Genomic DNA, 14,599 nt, shown 5'->3' with positions numbered 1-14,599 from the left:
CGTGTAGGATTCGAACCTACGACCAATTGGTTAAAAGACAATTGGGATCTAGGACGAAATTTCCATCTAGGGAGGGGTTTTAAGCACCATTCCAGCGCCTAGGCACGCAGCCTCTAATGAAATCCACATTAGAGGCATGGCAATGACACATCCGAAGAAAGCAAGACGAGCAGGTAAGGTTTCCACCAAAGGCGGCACCGGTAAATCCACCGGGTCCACCAATCTGGGGGCATTCACTGCAGACGCTGGGCTGCGCACCCTCCTCATCGATCTGGACCCCGTCCAGCCTTCCGCATCCTCCTATTTCCCCCTGGAGTACACCGCCCCTGGCGGCATTTTCGAGCTGCTGTCGTACAACGAGACCGACCCGGCCAAGATCATCTCCCGCACGTCGATCAAGAATCTCGACGTCATCATCTCGAACGACGCCAACAACCAGCTCAACAACCTCATACTGCAGGCGCCTGATGGCAGACTGCGACTAGCCAACCTGATGTCGGCTTTCGATGCCGATTACGACCTCATCCTCTTTGACACCCAGGGCGCCCGCTCTGCGATGCTGGAGATGGTCGTTCTTGCATCCGACATCATCCTCTCCCCCCTCCCCCCGAACATGTTGGCCGCGCGCGAATTCAGCCGTGGGACCATCCATATGATGGATGGCCTGCGCAGTTACGCACGCCTCGGCCTCACCATTCCCCACATCAACATCATCATCAACGGCCTAGATGAAACTGCTGACGCGCGCGAGATCCACCGCACCGTCCGTGAAATTTTCGACGGGAACCCTGACTACACCGTCCTGCAATCGATCATTCCAGATGCCGTCATCTTCAAGAAAGCCGCGAGCCAAGGCGTGCCGGCGCATCGGCTTGAATATCGTCAACCGTCGAACCGTAAGTCGCCGTCGGCGCTGAACGTCATCCGCAACCTGGCTATCGAGGCGTTCCCAGAATGGAAAGACCGCTTCGAGGCAATGACCGAAGAGCGTGTTGCCGAGATCGCCAAGGAGGCCCGCCGCGATGAGTAAGCACGCGATTACCGAGGCGGCCGGGATCACGGCCGATGAAGTCCTCAGGATTGGGAAACTCTACAGCTCCAATGAGTTACGCGGCATCCAGAAAAAGCTGACATCCGCGTCTGGAGACCTGCACAAGCTAGCCAACGGTTGGAAGATGGGTGCCGGCTTGCTCGGTTCGCTCGGTGACCTTCTGAGCATTGAACAGCGCGAGCTACTGCGTAGTGCAGCACAACTCGTTGATTCGATCGGTCACAACGTGACCCATGCGAAGGAAAAGCGCGTTCGTTCCGAGAAAGAAACGAAACGCCGGCAAGATGCGCGTGATGCTCAGTCGAAACAGCTGGTAGCCCGTACGTTCCCCTTGCCTACCGAAACTCACGAAGAACTGCTGGAGACGATCAAAGCCGCACTCATTCTGAATCGTGCACGGCAGTTAAACACCTCCTACAACCCTTCTGAATTCAACGTTTACATCAGAAACGAGCTGAAGACACCTGCTCGGCTCCATGGGCATTCAGTGGAGCAACACCGAGCCGGGAATGTCAGATCACTCCGCTACTTCATGATCAGCGACCTGACCAGCCACCTTGCTTATGACGATGGTTCATCGGTTGAGGAACGCCTGCGGCTCCTGCAGGAGAAAGTGGCCGAAGCTGTAGGCCTGGCTGCCTTGACAGCAGACGAACGCGAGACCCTTCGCCTCTGGCAAGAGGCCTTGGTGCCTGCAGCGGACAGGCAGGAGGGCCAAGCATGAGCTTTGCCCTCATATCTCAATTCGCGGGCTCGCTTTGCCTGTATCTCATGAACTGCTCTGTGGCACTGGCCACTGCCTATGGCTTGGGCTCGATCCTCAAAGCCCCCCATGTCGAGCTCGCGTTGCAGGGAGCGGTCTACTCAGCCTATGCGCTCTGTGTCTTCGGCGTGCTGAACACCCTGGCCTTGATCGCATCCGCGCTGCGCAGCCGACCTCGCCGCGCCGGGGAGGGTTCATGATGGACAAGCAGAAGATCCTCGACAAGGTCACCAAGCTGATGTCCTTGGCCAATAGCCCGGGGGCAAACACGAACGAGGCCGCAACCGCATTGCGCCAGGCCCGCTCGCTCATGGCCAAGTACAACATCGAGTCCGACGAACTTCGAGCTAGCCAGGTTCTAGAAACAAGCGTCCCCACTGGCACTCGCCGCTCCCCGGCTGATTGGCTGCACTCCCTGGCCGCAACGTGCGCAGCCGCTTTCGACTGCAGCCACCTCTCCTACTACCACCCATTGAAAGGGTACTGCTTCAAGTTCCTGGGCAAGGGTATCGGCCCGGATCTGGCTGCTTATGCCTACAGCAGCCTCGTCCTGCAACTGCAGAAAGCACGTCGCGAGCATGTCTCGCAGCAGAAACGGTGCCAGCTGAAGACCAAACGACGTCGCGGCCAACTCTTTGCTGAGGGCTGGATCGGGGCAGTGGCCTACAAAGTTCGAGAATTCGCTGGTGACCTAGCCCCAGATATCCAGACTGATATCACTGCCTACTTGACCTTACATCACCCTGAGTTGAAGCGCTTCGACATCACGCCAAGCGAAGCCAAGGGCCACGATCGTAGCTCGCTGTACGCAGGAATTAAGCAGGGTCAGCGCGCTCAGCTCCACCGGGGAGTAGGCCGCAGTGAACAGCCAGGAATTGCCCAGGGAGGTGCCAGATGACCGATCTGATCCTTTCCCCTCCTCATTCCGTCGAGGCTGAACAAGGCGTTCTGGGCGGGCTGATGCTGGACAACGAAGCCTGGGATCTGGTCGGTGATCTACTGCAGGCCGACGACTTTTTTCTATCCCAACACAGGCTGATCTTCACTGCCATCCAGGAGCTGTCAGAGAAAAACAGCCCATTCGATATCGTGACGATTTTTGAGGCGATGGCCATCCCTGAGGAGGTTGGAGGCCTCTCCTACCTGGCAGAGCTGGCCAAGAACACTCCGTCTGTAGCGAATATCCGGTCGTATGCTGAGATCGTGCGCAACCGCGCCCATCTCCGCCGCATCATGTCCCTGTGTTTTCAGGGGACTCGGGACGCTGCTGAACTCGCCGCTGACGCGGCTGAGGTCCAGGACACGCTAGAGCAGAAGCTGTTTAAGCTGGGCGAAGGTCGTGTGGTTAGCGAATTCACCGACATGAATGAGGCATTGCTCTCTGTCGTCGACAAGATCGACGCCAATTTCAATGGCCATGTGACCGTGACCGGTGTGCCGACCGGGATAACCGACCTTGACGAGATGACCCGTGGTTTGCAGCCAGCCGATCTGATCATCGTAGGCGCGCGCCCCTCCATGGGCAAAACCTCGTTCTGCTTGAGCACCGTCGATGCTGCGCTGACCAATTCGCCTGACAAGATCGTGCTGGTTTTCAGCATGGAGATGCCTACCGAGGCCCTGATTTATCGAATGCTGGCCATTCTGGGCCACATCGATCTGAGCAGGCTACTTTCGGGTCAGCTGCAGGATGAGGACTGGCCCAAACTATCAGCCGCCGTCCATCGCATGAACGCCTATGGCAACCGACTGGTCATCGATGACAGCGCGAACCTGACCCCTGCCGCTATGCGAGCCAAGGTTCGACGTGCTAGCCGGCGTTTCGGGAAACCTTGCTTGATCATGGCGGACTACCTGCAGCTCATGCGGAGTCCTAGTCAAGAAAACAGGGTCAACGAAATCAGCGAAATATCCCGATCACTGAAGGGGATCGCCAAGGAATTCAACTGCCCCTTCATGGCCCTCTCTCAGCTCAATCGGGACCTCGAGCGCCGTCCCAATAAGCGCCCCGTGAATGCTGATCTACGGGACAGCGGGGCTATCGAGCAGGACGCGGACCTCATCCTCTTTGTCTATCGGGACGAGGTGTACAACGAGGACACCGAACTCAAAGGCGTTGCCGAACTGATCATTGGTAAACACCGCAATGGCCCCGTCGGCTATGTCCGTGCAGCCTTCATCGCCAACCAAACCCGATTCGCAAACCTCACTGCCGATCATTGGCAAGGAGCTGCCGCATGACGTCCATGCAACCCCATCCGATTACGCATGCCTGCCATAGCTGTGGCCGGCACTTCGCGCTGCATCAAGTACGGCAGGTGCACCCTGCCGAGCACACCCCTGAAGGTGAGGCAGAGGTCCTAGTATGCCCGGTCTGCGGCAGCTACGACCTCGATCCTCTTTCGGAGGTGCCCAATGCAGGTTGAGCAGATCTACCCTTCGATCCCTGCGATCGCAAACACCGACCAATCGGCCTTGGCCTTTGCGCACCACTCTGGCGTAAACGCGGTTTGGCTGGATGCTCTCGGCCAGGTTATCTCACGGTTCACCCAGTTCGGTGAAACCACGGTGTCTGTTGAGCTGAATGAGGCTATGCAAGAGCTTGCCCGGCTGCAGTACATCGAGCTGGAAAGCGATGATGCTGGAACGCTGGCAGCGACCCTTCTTGGCCAACCAGCCCTGCTGACCAACTATTTCTGGTCCGTATGGGTACCAAGACATCTCCTGAGCTGCGGTCTGAAGGTGGCAGTAACCCCCTATCTGACCAGCTCCGAGGACGAGGCTCATCATTGCACCGTGGTCTTCCGCATTCCTGGATCGCGCGAAACTGCACGGGAGTTCCTCACCGACCTTGCCACCCACTACCCCGGCTGCACCCCGGAAATCGTGGCCATCCAAGCCGGTGATGCACTTTGCCAGAAGGAGGCCAGATCCAATGCGTAACCTCCTTCGCGGCGCGCACGACAGTGTTCGCCGGCTTGCGGAATTTGCCTTCTCCGAAGGCTGGACTCTCTCCCGCTCCAACAGCGGGCACCTGAAATTCAGCAAGTCGGGCTTTACACCGATTTTCACGTCCTGCACGCCCAGCGACCGCCGTTCCGAGCGTAACACTCGGGCGCTGCTCCGCCGTGCCGAGGCCCAAAACATCACCTCCCGGGGGATTCAATAATGCCGATCCGACACGCAATCGTTCACCAGCTCGATAAGCAGCCCGACGGCAACCCGGCCGTCCTTCACGCCCGTGACACAGAGCTCCCGGCCACGGATGCCGTCGAGAACCTCCAGGCCGACCTGAACGACAGCTACAACGCCAAGCAAGGCAAAGCGTGGGGCTTCTTTCATGGGGAGTCGGGTGCATACCCATTCAGCGGTTGGCTGAAACAGTACCTGGAGGAGCAGCAAGACTTCACCAGCTTCAGCCGTGTGTCCGTCGAGCACCTGCAGAAACTGATCGAAGAGGTCAACCTGTCCACTGGTGGCCACGTGCTCTTCAGCCACTACCAACAAGGTCTGACTGAATACCTCATGATCGCCGTCCTCCAGCAGGTCGAAACCGTCGGCCTGGACGGTGATCTTAATGTTGTGGTCTCTCACTACCTGGACACCAGCAACTTCTCCTGCGCGGCCCGGATCAACCTGAGCGAGTGGCGCAACAACCCAAACTCGAAGCAGTACATTTCCTTCGTTAAAGGCAAGAACGGCAGGAAGAGTTCGGACTACTTCCGCGACTTCATCGGGTGCCAGGAAGGCGTCGACGGACCAGGTGAAACCCGCACGCTTCTCAAGGCATTCACCGAATACGTCGAGAAAGAAGATCTCCCAGAAGAAAGCGCCCGGGAGAAAACCCACGCGCTACTCGACTATGCCACCACCCAAACGAAGCTGGGGCAGCCCCTCTCTCTTCAAGAGCTGTCGGAGGCTCTCGATGATGACCGCCCTCAGGCGTTCTACGACCACATCCGCAACAGCGATTACGACTTGTCACCCGAGATCCCGGCCGACAAACGCGTACTCAACCAATTCCGCCGTTTCACCGGCCGCGCCGAGGGCCTGTCGATCAGCTTTGAAGCGCACCTGCTCGGTTCCAACGTCACATACGACGCCGACACCGGCTCCCTGACGATCAAGAACCTGCCCACTCAACTCACCGACCAGCTCAAACGTCGTATCGCGGATTCGGGAGAGCACCAATGAAAGAGGTTCAGCGCCCGATACTTCGGTATCACGGGGGGAAGTGGAGGCTAGCTGCGTGGATAATCCAGCACTTGGCCCCCTATCACACTTACGTCGAGCCGTTTGGTGGAGCCGCATCTGTTCTGCTGCGCAAGCCTCGAAGCGCCGCTGAGATCTATAACGACCTGGACAGTGAAGTAGTCAATCTGTTCCGTATGGCCCGAGACCGTGGTGGTGAACTTCGCAATGTACTCGCATTGACTCCCTTCGCTCGTGAGGAGTTTGCCGCCAGCTACAACGAGACGGCAGATCCTCTCGAGCGTGCCCGGCGGATGGTACTCCGCTCTTTCCAGGGGTTTGGTAGTGCGGCTGCTAGCGGAGAGCGCACTGGGTTTCGCTCAACGTCGGTACGATCCGGCACCTCACCGGCAGTGGACTGGCGCAACTATCCCGATGCGTTAGACACGATCATCGAGCGTTTACAGGGGGTAGTGATCGAGCAGCGCGACGCTCTAACGATCATGGAGCACCACGATCGGCCGAGCACTCTGCATTACGTGGACCCGCCCTATGTGCACTCCACACGCAGTACGAAAGTTCGCCACACCGCCACGGGCAAATCCTATCGCTACGAATTGAGCGACGAAGAGCACCTGCAGCTCGCCACGTTCTTGCAGAGCAGGCAAGGGATGGTCGTGCTTTCAGGCTACCCCTGCGCTCTTTACGACGATCTCTACAAAGACTGGTACCAGGTAAGCAGGCAGGCATATGCCGATGGAGCGCGAGGTCGGACCGAATGCCTCTGGCTCAATCAGGCAGCCTTTCAAGGTCTGTCCCAGTTCGATTTTTTCGCCGCTGTTCCAGACCACAGTTGCAGCCCCCTCGCTGCCCGGCGCTGAGCGCCCTCGCACATCTTGGAGAACATCATGAACGCAACCAATTCCCGCACCGCCGACAAATTTGTGGTTCGCCTGCCTGATGGCATGCGTGAACGTGTCGCACAAGTCGCCCGCGACAACCATCGCTCCATGAACAGCGAGATCATCGAGCGCCTCGAGCAATCGCTGTTCAATGACCAACACAATACTGCTCAGGTCCAGGCCGGCTCAGCAGAAGACATTCTCAAGTCAGAGCTGGCTCGCGCTTACAAGATCATCGATCGCCTGCTGCAAAACGCCGTTCCTACACAGGACGACATCCAGGAGGTGTTGCACCTGGTCCGCAAGCAAACTCCACTGGCTTTGTCCCACGTTGCTGCGGTAGGAGCTTGATATGGCCGTTACAGACCTCAAATCCAAGCTCCTGGCTCCAGGCTTCAGCCCTACAGGCTCCGCCGCTGCCATGAGTGACCCTATCGCGGACACCCCACTGGTGCTGACTGTCGAGGAGGTCCTCCCCTGGGAGGACAACCCACGGACTACCCGTAACCCTCGGTACGATGAGCTCAAAGAGTCGATCCGCAACCGTGGCCTCGACACCCCCCCGCCAGTAACGCGACGGCCTGGTGAGGAGAAATACCGCATCCGCAACGGTGGCAACACGCGGATCACAATCTTGAAGGAGCTGTTCCAGGAAACTGGCGAAGAACGGTTTCAGCGGATCAATGTCCTGTTCCGTCCGTGGGACCAGATCCGGGGCGAGATCGTCATGCTCACCGGTCACTTGGCCGAAGATCTGAAAGGTGAGCTCAAATTCATCGAGCGTGCCGTGGGTGTTGGCAAAGCAAAAGCACTATACGAGGCCGAAAGTGGCGAGGAGATTGGCGTACGCGAACTCTCCCGTCGCCTAACCAAAGACGGGTATCCAATCTCTCATTCACACATCAGCAGAATGCTCGATACGGTCGAGCATGTGCTGCCGGCCGTTCCCGGCTTACTCTACAGCGGCCTTGGAAAGCCACAAATTGAGAAGATCATTGCTCTTCGAAAGACGAGCTTGGCCTGCTGGCAGAAGCACTACAGCGGTGAAGCCGTAGACTTTGAGATGCTGTTCCAGGACGTCCTTGCCCAGTTCGAAGGCGAGGCAGAAGAGTTTCTGTTCCAGCGTTTCCAGGACGAACTCATCGGCACGATGAAAAAATCGCTACCGCTGGGCTATGAGGACATTCTGCTGGAGATCACTCAGCAGCAGGACAGACTTCGTCGCTCAACGCCGGTGGTTGAGCTGCCTGCAGTTGCTCCAGCTACTGTTCCCACTCCTCCAGGTCCTGGTGGAGACTCAACACCTCCCCCAGCACGCCAGGCGCCTGGGGATACCGGAGGCTCGCAGAAGCCCGCATCTGCACCACTCCCTGCAGCTGGTCCGGCGCCGGGCACCTCGCTCACACCTGAGGAACAACAGGCAAGGATTGCAGGACATATTGCTTCCCCTGCGAACCTCAGCCAGCGGGTGATTGAGACAAAAGCGAAGTTGGCCGCACTCAGTGGCGAGACGCTGCCCGACTTCAACTCGAACTGTCTGGTCGCCATCCCCGTGCAGGCCGGCGGACTGCACCCCATCACAGACCTTTGGTACATCGAACGGCAGATTGACCAACCTGCTGAGTTACGCAGGCAGGTAGCCCAGCTGGCGGTGGAGATTCTCGAGTCCGTCAACGGCCCTGGCGATATCCAGGCAATCGATGGCGGGATCGGGTTCAAGTACAAACACCCGGACACCGAGGTTGAAGTCACTGCAACAGCTCAACATACGCTGACACTGCTTCAGTCACTGAGCGGGGCCATGGCCATCGCTCTGAAGATGCTGAACGGGCAACCAGATCCTGCCAGCGCATTAGCTGAGTTTGAATTTTCAGCCGGCTTAGGCCAACTGCTGCTGGGCCAGCCCTTGAGTGCTGAGCAGTCTCCAGGAGACGACGGCCGTTTGAGCGACGGCGCGCTGGTCAAACTGTTCCGCATCATTCGACTGGCTCGCCGGTTGATCGACTTGGAAATCGAAGCGTTCAAACGGTCCTCGGAAGCCCAGGGCAACTGAACACTCCATGAGATGAATGGGAGGGAGTCTCAATGTCCAAGTCAACACTCAACGAAGCAGTTCTGTCGCAGCTACTTGACCTCATGCGTAATGGTCAACTTCAGCGCTGTGTAGAGATGGGAGTTGAACCTGAGGTGCTGAGCCAGATTCAGCATCCCACAGTTCTCAGCTTGCTCCGCAACACGCCGGTGAGTTGGGTCAATGTATCTATCAACAGCTCGATGATCCTCAAGCTTCTGACCGGAGCTGCGCGCTCAGAAGAGGAAACCCGCCTTATTGAGCGGGCAATCCGCCTGGGGGCCACTACCAGCTTGCTCAACAAGTTCTTCGGCCTCACACCTCAAGAGATCGCTCTGCAGCGTACATTAATTGGGGTTCGAGCCCCGCGCGGACGGTGGCCCGAGCTTTCCGAGGATCAAGACCATCATATTTGGCACCGCTGGACCAAGTTGATGGATGAAAACCGAGTGGAGTTCGCGGACAGCCTGGCCATGCTCGACGTCGCCATGCTGGTTGCTGAAGAGCTGAGCACAGATGGCTTAACGCTTGCGCAGATCTGGTCTCGTATCACTCAGTGGATCGAACAAGGTCTGTATCCAGGCAGCAAGGAAAAGTCCCGAGTATCTGAGCGTCGACAACTCACTCTGCTAGACGAGGGTGGCATACGCCGCGTCGAAGAAAGCTACCCCGCCTCTGTCCACTTTGGAGAAGGCGAACATAGAAAATGAAGCTCGCACGGTTCCCGATTTCAACGCTCCTAGATTCAGCCTCGGGGCAACTCGAGGTCCATGTACAGAAGAAGAGAGCTGAGGACACCGCCCCTACTGCTGCACCTGCCACCCCCTACTCCGGGGTCATATTCAGCGGTAATCCGCATGAAACGGTTCCGCGTAAGCTCCTGCTCGACAACCGGCTGACCCCCTTGGAACGCAATTGCTGGCAAGTCTTCCGATTACTTGTCAATGAAGATGGCATCACTGCCTTCCCCACCTATGACCAGCTACGGCCATACCTGGGCATGACCCCAGGGAAACATGCTTCTCGAGAAACCGTGGCAAAGGCTTTGACCGTGCTCCGTCTAACCCGTTGGTTGAGCTTAGGTAGGACCGTCCGCAATGAGATCAACGGACAGGTTCAGGGGAATGTCTATCTGCTCCACGACGAGCCTGTAACACCGGCAGAAGCTCTAGAGTTCGACAAGGACTACATGACCTTGCTGATGGAGTCCACGGAGCATCAGAACAAAGCGATCAAGGAGATCGCCGCCATCACCTGGCGCGAATTCACCAGCGATCCCGACGTGGGCCGACGACTTCCCTCGCGCATCGACACGATTAGCGATCGGCTGAATGCCCAGACCTGGGCTGTAGAGACCAAGCAAAATGCGCTGCCCGCCCCTGAGTTCGGAATCCGAACTCAGCAAGATTTAGCCCAGGAAGCACTGAGTTCGGATTCCGAACTCAGTGCGAACTCAGCGAAACAGGGGGACCTGCCCCTCAGTTCGGAATCCGAAATCAGCCTAAAACCACTGAGTACACCCTCAGTTCGGAATCCGAACTCTGATAGTACGTATACAAATACAAACAAGTCTGTATCTAAAAGCTTTGTACAACCGCGCGAGAGTGCAGGTGTGAATTGGTTGCTTGCCCTGGATCTTCTCAGGCCAGAGGACCGTGTGAAGGCACGAGAGATTATGGGGCCAGTACCGGAGCATGTCCGAGAGGCGGTGATCAACCAGTGGAAACATCGATGCACAACTGGGAACGTGGCCAAGCCGCTTGCATACCTGACGTCCCTTGCTGGCAAGGCCATCCGGGGCGACTTCAATGCCGAGTGGACCCCTTCGGCGCCCGCTGCAACTCCGACGCCAACTCCTCCAGCGGCACCGACGGTTGCACGTGCTGCCCAGCCCCCCGCCCAGAAGCCGGCACCGACAGCGACCACGATGCAGACGGCGAACTCCGTGCTGACTTCGCTCCAAGCCCTACTTGATTCACGTCGCCGCGCGGAGCCCACCGATGAGTGATTGGATAAGTTCTGAAATCACCCTAGGGCTTGGCTCCATCGCGTTGGGCATGCTGGCAGGTCGCCTGTGTGCCTTGGTCGCCTGCTGGCTGCCGACCCTCCTCGAGCACCAATGGCAGCGTGATGCCCGTGAGATGCTTGGACTGGACGTCCATAAACATTCCGCCCCCCAACTGCCCAGAGCATCCCGAGCAGAAATCTGGATCGTACAGATCGGCTGCGCTGGATTGTCGCTCATGGTGACGTTGCACTTTGGGCCAACATGTCAGGCACTGTTTGCCCTGCCGTTCACCTGGTGCTTACTGACGCTAAGTTTGATCGACAGACAGTACCACCTTTTGCCGGATGCCCTGGTAATTCCAGGCCTCTGGGCCGGCTTAGTTCTCAACTCCTTCGGATTGTTCACCGCACTGCAGGACGCACTTTGGGGATGCGTCATTGGCTTTGGGAGCCTCTGGGCTGTGAGCCAACTAACCGAACTAATAACTGGACGAGAGAGCATCGGCAGGGGCGACCTCAAGCTGTTGGCATTGATGGGCGCGTGGGGCGGCCTAAAGGTTCTTGGGTGGACACTAGTTTTCTCCCTACTGGGTGCAGCTCTAGCTGCTTTGTTTTTCGTGCTCCTAGGAAAACTATCTACCGTCACAAGAATTCCATTTGGCCCATTCATCTCCGCCGCAGGCTGGAGCGCATTTCTCATTATCATTCATTGATTAAAAAACAGGAGGACTAGGAGACTAGGCCAAGTCCAGTGGTGCCAGTGGCACTACCTGGCAGTGTTGAGGCCCCGACATCCATCTGCTGGACCACCGGCGCCGGCGGCCAGCTGAATGCTGCCAGTGGCAACACTTCATCAGCCAACCATCGACACCAACCATCAGGCTGAGTGTTGCCAGTGGCAACACCCCTCAGTGATGGGGCCCCATCACTCATCGGTTCGAGGATTCGAACTCAGCACGAGTCGAGTGTTTCCACTGGAATCACTCTGCAGCATTGCGGTCCACAACAGCCACCAGCCTGGCTGCCGGTGCCGACGGCTTGCCCACTGTTGCCACTGGCAACACTTCACGGCGGTGAGGCCAAGTCGAGTAGTTCCACTGGAAACACCTGACAGTGATGCGGGCCGCATCACTCACCGGTATCGACACCGGCGCCGGCGGCCAACTGAGTGGTTCCACTGGAACCATCTGGCAGTGTTGCGGCCCGCACCCCCCACCGACCTGAGCGCCGGCAACGGCAACCAGTCCAGTGGTGCCACTGGCACCACTCCGAAGTGGTGTGGTGCGGTCCGCACCACTCACCAACCTGAGCACCGGCAACGGCAACCAGCCCAGTGGTGCCACTGGCACCACTTCGAAGTGTTGCGGCCCGCACCACTCACCGACCTGAGCGCCGGCAACGGCAACCAGTCCAGTGGTGCCACTGGCACCACTCCGAAGTGGTGCGGTCCGCACCACTCACCGACCTGAGCGCCGGCAACGGCAACCAGTCCAGTGGTGCCACTGGCACCACTTCTCCACCAGCTCTGTCACTGTCTCCCGACAAATCCAGCACCCCGGGTTCTTCATTTATTACTGCGCCCCAGTCGGCGGGAAAGCAGCATGGACATCGTTCACCCACCTTATATAAGGAAACCATGTCCATGGCTGACAACTATCAGCTCAACATCGGCTCCCTCAGGAGCCAGGTCCAGCTGACTCTCCACACTCATCATGCCGCCCGAATCTGGCTGGGTCGCCAGAAGACCGACGACAAACACAGCATTCTTGGGCTGGCTGGCTTCTGCCTCAAGATCAACCAGATCGATCGCGCCGCAGCACAAGACGACCCGTACTCCGACTGGTGGATGATCAGGATCGAGGAGAAAATCCAGGAGGTAGATGATGCCCTCAAGGCCATCGACAGCCGCCTTGATGGAGTGATGGCCCAACTCCCCAAAGCACTCGAAATCGGCGAGAACCTCTCCATCCAGCCGCTGAAGCTGCCGCTCTTCATCTCCAACCCGCTGGGCTTCAAGGGCGTCCATCTGCTGACTCAATACGACGAAGTCGTCCGTCGCATCCTGCTGGCTCAGCACGTCGCCATGATCGGTCGCCGCGATGGCGAGATCTGGATCGATGAAGGTGCCCACCTGCTGCGCAGTCTTTTTGGGCTGGCCCAGCTCCATCGCTTCTCCGGCGCATCGCGTGACGACTTCGCCGCCAACAATGCCCGGGCTGAAAACGCGCGCGAAATGTACAAGCGCTACGGCGATATTCCCCAGGACATCCTGGAAGGCACCCGCCGCTCGAACTTCGCCCCGCCCATCCGCCGTGGCTCCGCAGGCCCGGTCGAGGATGTGGATGATGAATTCGAAGGCGAGGCATGACGCTCATGCGATCGGACACCCGACCAACGGAGGCACTGCAACAAGGTGCCTTCAAACCGCTGCAACAGGGTGCCTATCAGGGGCTGCAACATAGTGCCTCACTAAAAGGCCTTTTAAAGCCCTTTAAAGGTAAGGGGGAGCTGGTCCAGTTGGCGGAGCAGTGCGCATCGCTGGAGGCGGGGCTGCGCACCCTTACCCAGGAAGTACTGGCCCAGGTTCGCCAACATCCATTCGCTCTGCTGCCCGTCAGGCTCATCGAGCAAAACACAGCAGCTGGCACAACCTTTCTTCGCTGGCAAAGCGTGCAAGAGCGGCGCATGGGTGTCGGCGTATGGGCTCAGATGGTTCACGCCCCCAAAACACCAATCCACTTGCTGCAGGACCTGTTTGCCCTGGAGCAACACCGAATCACCCTGAACATGCAGATCAGCCTCATCCACTCCATCGGCAAACAGGCCGCCGAGTGCGCAGAAAAGATGGGGCAGGCCGAGGCCGAATATGAGGCTCGACTGCAGCAGGTCATGAACCCACCTCAACACTGAACGGGAGATACACCATGGGTACACCAGTAGTTTGGGAAGGCAACGTTGGTAACGCCGCTGAGCACCGGTCGTTTGCCAACGGCAACAAAGATCCGCGGCACATGCTGCGACTCAATGTGATGTTCGACAACTCGATCCCTGACGGCCAGGGTGGCTACAAGGATCGGGGTGGCTTCTGGGCCAACGTCGAATGGTGGCATCAGGATGCCGAGCGGTTTGCGGCTCTGTTCCAGAAGGGCATGCGCGTGGTCGTGATTGGTCGCGCGATCATGGATAGCTGGACGGATAAACAGAGCGGCGAGGAGGTGTCTGCACTCAAGGTCGAGGCCAGCCGGATCTCGATTCTTCCACACCGAGTCGAACACGTATCTCTGTCTGGCGGCGGTCAGCGCCCGACCAATCAACCGCAGGGTCAGCCACGCGGTCAAGCCGTCGGCGGCCAGACTCAAAACGTTCCTCAGCCGACCCCCGAAGACATGCGCCACTACAGCGACGGCTTTGACGACGACATTCCCCTGTAGCCCCCCCTTAATTTGGCGCGCCACATCGCGAAGCTCCTGGTGACAAGGACGTCACTTCGAGTTTCCCCTCCCTTCGATGAAGCATCTCCACGGCATTCCGGCGACAGCCTGGCAGGCGATTTTTCAGGCGCCACTCGTGAAGTCACTGGGGGCCAGGACGGATCCTCGCCACCTCATTCCGCT

The 14,599-nt window shown here is 58.2% G+C and carries 18 protein-coding genes; all 18 read left to right on the top strand.

The window, feature by feature from the left end; all coding sequences use genetic code 11:
• The first annotated feature begins 142 nt into the window (after nucleotides 1–142).
• The 18 genes from DM374_RS02840 (at nucleotide 143) to DM374_RS02755 (ending at nucleotide 14,416) form a co-directional block, all read left to right on the top strand.
• Nucleotides 143–1,030, top strand: a complete 888-nt coding sequence (locus DM374_RS02840; protein WP_110968473.1) for a ParA family protein — start codon at nucleotides 143–145, stop codon at nucleotides 1,028–1,030.
• The gene (locus DM374_RS02835; RefSeq protein ID WP_110968472.1) at nucleotides 1,023–1,775 is read left to right on the top strand and encodes a hypothetical protein; all 753 of its coding nucleotides are present in this window, start codon (nucleotides 1,023–1,025) and stop codon (nucleotides 1,773–1,775) included. Before DM374_RS02840 ends, DM374_RS02835 begins: the two co-directional genes overlap by 8 nt.
• Nucleotides 1,772–2,014: a hypothetical protein gene (locus tag DM374_RS02830; protein WP_110968471.1), complete on the top strand. Its 243-nt coding sequence runs from the start codon at nucleotides 1,772–1,774 to the stop codon at nucleotides 2,012–2,014. The genes DM374_RS02835 and DM374_RS02830 overlap by 4 nt, the downstream gene beginning before the upstream one ends.
• Entirely contained in the window at nucleotides 2,014–2,712 is a 699-nt protein-coding gene (locus tag DM374_RS02825) for a DUF2786 domain-containing protein (protein WP_110968600.1), read from the top strand. Before DM374_RS02830 ends, DM374_RS02825 begins: the two co-directional genes overlap by 1 nt.
• Nucleotides 2,709–4,055, top strand: coding sequence for a replicative DNA helicase (dnaB, locus tag DM374_RS02820; protein WP_110968470.1), 1,347 nt, complete (start codon nucleotides 2,709–2,711; stop codon nucleotides 4,053–4,055). Before DM374_RS02825 ends, dnaB begins: the two co-directional genes overlap by 4 nt.
• Before the next feature lie 174 nt (nucleotides 4,056–4,229).
• Nucleotides 4,230–4,757, top strand: coding sequence for a hypothetical protein (locus DM374_RS02810; RefSeq protein ID WP_110968469.1), 528 nt, complete (start codon nucleotides 4,230–4,232; stop codon nucleotides 4,755–4,757).
• Nucleotides 4,750–4,983: a hypothetical protein gene (locus DM374_RS02805; RefSeq protein WP_110968468.1), complete on the top strand. Its 234-nt coding sequence runs from the start codon at nucleotides 4,750–4,752 to the stop codon at nucleotides 4,981–4,983. Before DM374_RS02810 ends, DM374_RS02805 begins: the two co-directional genes overlap by 8 nt.
• Nucleotides 4,983–6,008, top strand: a complete 1,026-nt coding sequence (yejK, locus tag DM374_RS02800) for a nucleoid-associated protein YejK (protein WP_110968467.1) — start codon at nucleotides 4,983–4,985, stop codon at nucleotides 6,006–6,008. Before DM374_RS02805 ends, yejK begins: the two co-directional genes overlap by 1 nt.
• Nucleotides 6,005–6,886: a DNA adenine methylase gene (locus tag DM374_RS02795; protein WP_110968466.1), complete on the top strand. Its 882-nt coding sequence runs from the start codon at nucleotides 6,005–6,007 to the stop codon at nucleotides 6,884–6,886. Before yejK ends, DM374_RS02795 begins: the two co-directional genes overlap by 4 nt.
• Before the next feature lie 27 nt (nucleotides 6,887–6,913).
• Nucleotides 6,914–7,258, top strand: a complete 345-nt coding sequence (locus DM374_RS34215) for an Arc family DNA-binding protein (RefSeq protein WP_110968465.1) — start codon at nucleotides 6,914–6,916, stop codon at nucleotides 7,256–7,258.
• A gap of 1 nt (nucleotide 7,259) precedes the next feature.
• Nucleotides 7,260–8,960: a ParB family protein gene (locus DM374_RS02785; RefSeq protein WP_110968464.1), complete on the top strand. Its 1,701-nt coding sequence runs from the start codon at nucleotides 7,260–7,262 to the stop codon at nucleotides 8,958–8,960.
• Nucleotides 8,961–8,992: 32 nt separating this feature from the next.
• The gene (locus DM374_RS02780; protein WP_110968463.1) at nucleotides 8,993–9,688 is read left to right on the top strand and encodes a DUF2857 domain-containing protein; all 696 of its coding nucleotides are present in this window, start codon (nucleotides 8,993–8,995) and stop codon (nucleotides 9,686–9,688) included.
• Entirely contained in the window at nucleotides 9,685–10,986 is a 1,302-nt protein-coding gene (locus tag DM374_RS02775) for an STY4528 family pathogenicity island replication protein (RefSeq protein ID WP_110968462.1), read from the top strand. Before DM374_RS02780 ends, DM374_RS02775 begins: the two co-directional genes overlap by 4 nt.
• Nucleotides 10,979–11,698 (top strand): prepilin peptidase, encoded by a 720-nt coding sequence (locus DM374_RS02770; protein WP_110968461.1) that lies wholly within the window; start codon nucleotides 10,979–10,981, stop codon nucleotides 11,696–11,698. The genes DM374_RS02775 and DM374_RS02770 overlap by 8 nt, the downstream gene beginning before the upstream one ends.
• 480 nt (nucleotides 11,699–12,178) lie before the next feature.
• Nucleotides 12,179–12,454 (top strand): hypothetical protein, encoded by a 276-nt coding sequence (locus DM374_RS33060; protein ID WP_157969648.1) that lies wholly within the window; start codon nucleotides 12,179–12,181, stop codon nucleotides 12,452–12,454.
• Nucleotides 12,455–12,627: 173 nt separating this feature from the next.
• Entirely contained in the window at nucleotides 12,628–13,353 is a 726-nt protein-coding gene (locus DM374_RS02765; RefSeq protein WP_023660701.1) for a PFL_4669 family integrating conjugative element protein, read from the top strand.
• Complete coding sequence (locus DM374_RS02760; RefSeq protein WP_110968460.1) at nucleotides 13,350–13,895, top strand: DUF3158 family protein; 546 nt, start codon at nucleotides 13,350–13,352, stop codon at nucleotides 13,893–13,895. Before DM374_RS02765 ends, DM374_RS02760 begins: the two co-directional genes overlap by 4 nt.
• A 14-nt stretch (nucleotides 13,896–13,909) precedes the next feature.
• Nucleotides 13,910–14,416 (top strand): single-stranded DNA-binding protein, encoded by a 507-nt coding sequence (locus tag DM374_RS02755; RefSeq protein WP_110968459.1) that lies wholly within the window; start codon nucleotides 13,910–13,912, stop codon nucleotides 14,414–14,416.
• Nucleotides 14,417–14,599: the final 183 nt, after the last annotated feature.

This window comes from Pseudomonas huaxiensis, from assembly GCF_003231275.1.
Taxonomy (GTDB): domain Bacteria; phylum Pseudomonadota; class Gammaproteobacteria; order Pseudomonadales; family Pseudomonadaceae; genus Aquipseudomonas; species Aquipseudomonas huaxiensis.
This window is presented reverse-complemented; position numbering and strand designations above follow the sequence as displayed.

Coding starts and splice junctions, on each gene's coding strand:
- DM374_RS02840 (WP_110968473.1), top strand. CDS start 143: ATGACACATCCGAAGAAAGCAAGACGAGCAGGTAAGGTTTCCACCAAA.
- DM374_RS02835 (WP_110968472.1), top strand. CDS start 1,023: ATGAGTAAGCACGCGATTACCGAGGCGGCCGGGATCACGGCCGATGAA.
- DM374_RS02830 (WP_110968471.1), top strand. CDS start 1,772: ATGAGCTTTGCCCTCATATCTCAATTCGCGGGCTCGCTTTGCCTGTAT.
- DM374_RS02825 (WP_110968600.1), top strand. CDS start 2,014: ATGGACAAGCAGAAGATCCTCGACAAGGTCACCAAGCTGATGTCCTTG.
- dnaB (WP_110968470.1), top strand. CDS start 2,709: ATGACCGATCTGATCCTTTCCCCTCCTCATTCCGTCGAGGCTGAACAA.
- DM374_RS02810 (WP_110968469.1), top strand. CDS start 4,230: ATGCAGGTTGAGCAGATCTACCCTTCGATCCCTGCGATCGCAAACACC.
- DM374_RS02805 (WP_110968468.1), top strand. CDS start 4,750: ATGCGTAACCTCCTTCGCGGCGCGCACGACAGTGTTCGCCGGCTTGCG.
- yejK (WP_110968467.1), top strand. CDS start 4,983: ATGCCGATCCGACACGCAATCGTTCACCAGCTCGATAAGCAGCCCGAC.
- DM374_RS02795 (WP_110968466.1), top strand. CDS start 6,005: ATGAAAGAGGTTCAGCGCCCGATACTTCGGTATCACGGGGGGAAGTGG.
- DM374_RS34215 (WP_110968465.1), top strand. CDS start 6,914: ATGAACGCAACCAATTCCCGCACCGCCGACAAATTTGTGGTTCGCCTG.
- DM374_RS02785 (WP_110968464.1), top strand. CDS start 7,260: ATGGCCGTTACAGACCTCAAATCCAAGCTCCTGGCTCCAGGCTTCAGC.
- DM374_RS02780 (WP_110968463.1), top strand. CDS start 8,993: ATGTCCAAGTCAACACTCAACGAAGCAGTTCTGTCGCAGCTACTTGAC.
- DM374_RS02775 (WP_110968462.1), top strand. CDS start 9,685: ATGAAGCTCGCACGGTTCCCGATTTCAACGCTCCTAGATTCAGCCTCG.
- DM374_RS02770 (WP_110968461.1), top strand. CDS start 10,979: ATGAGTGATTGGATAAGTTCTGAAATCACCCTAGGGCTTGGCTCCATC.
- DM374_RS02765 (WP_023660701.1), top strand. CDS start 12,628: ATGGCTGACAACTATCAGCTCAACATCGGCTCCCTCAGGAGCCAGGTC.
- DM374_RS02760 (WP_110968460.1), top strand. CDS start 13,350: ATGACGCTCATGCGATCGGACACCCGACCAACGGAGGCACTGCAACAA.
- DM374_RS02755 (WP_110968459.1), top strand. CDS start 13,910: ATGGGTACACCAGTAGTTTGGGAAGGCAACGTTGGTAACGCCGCTGAG.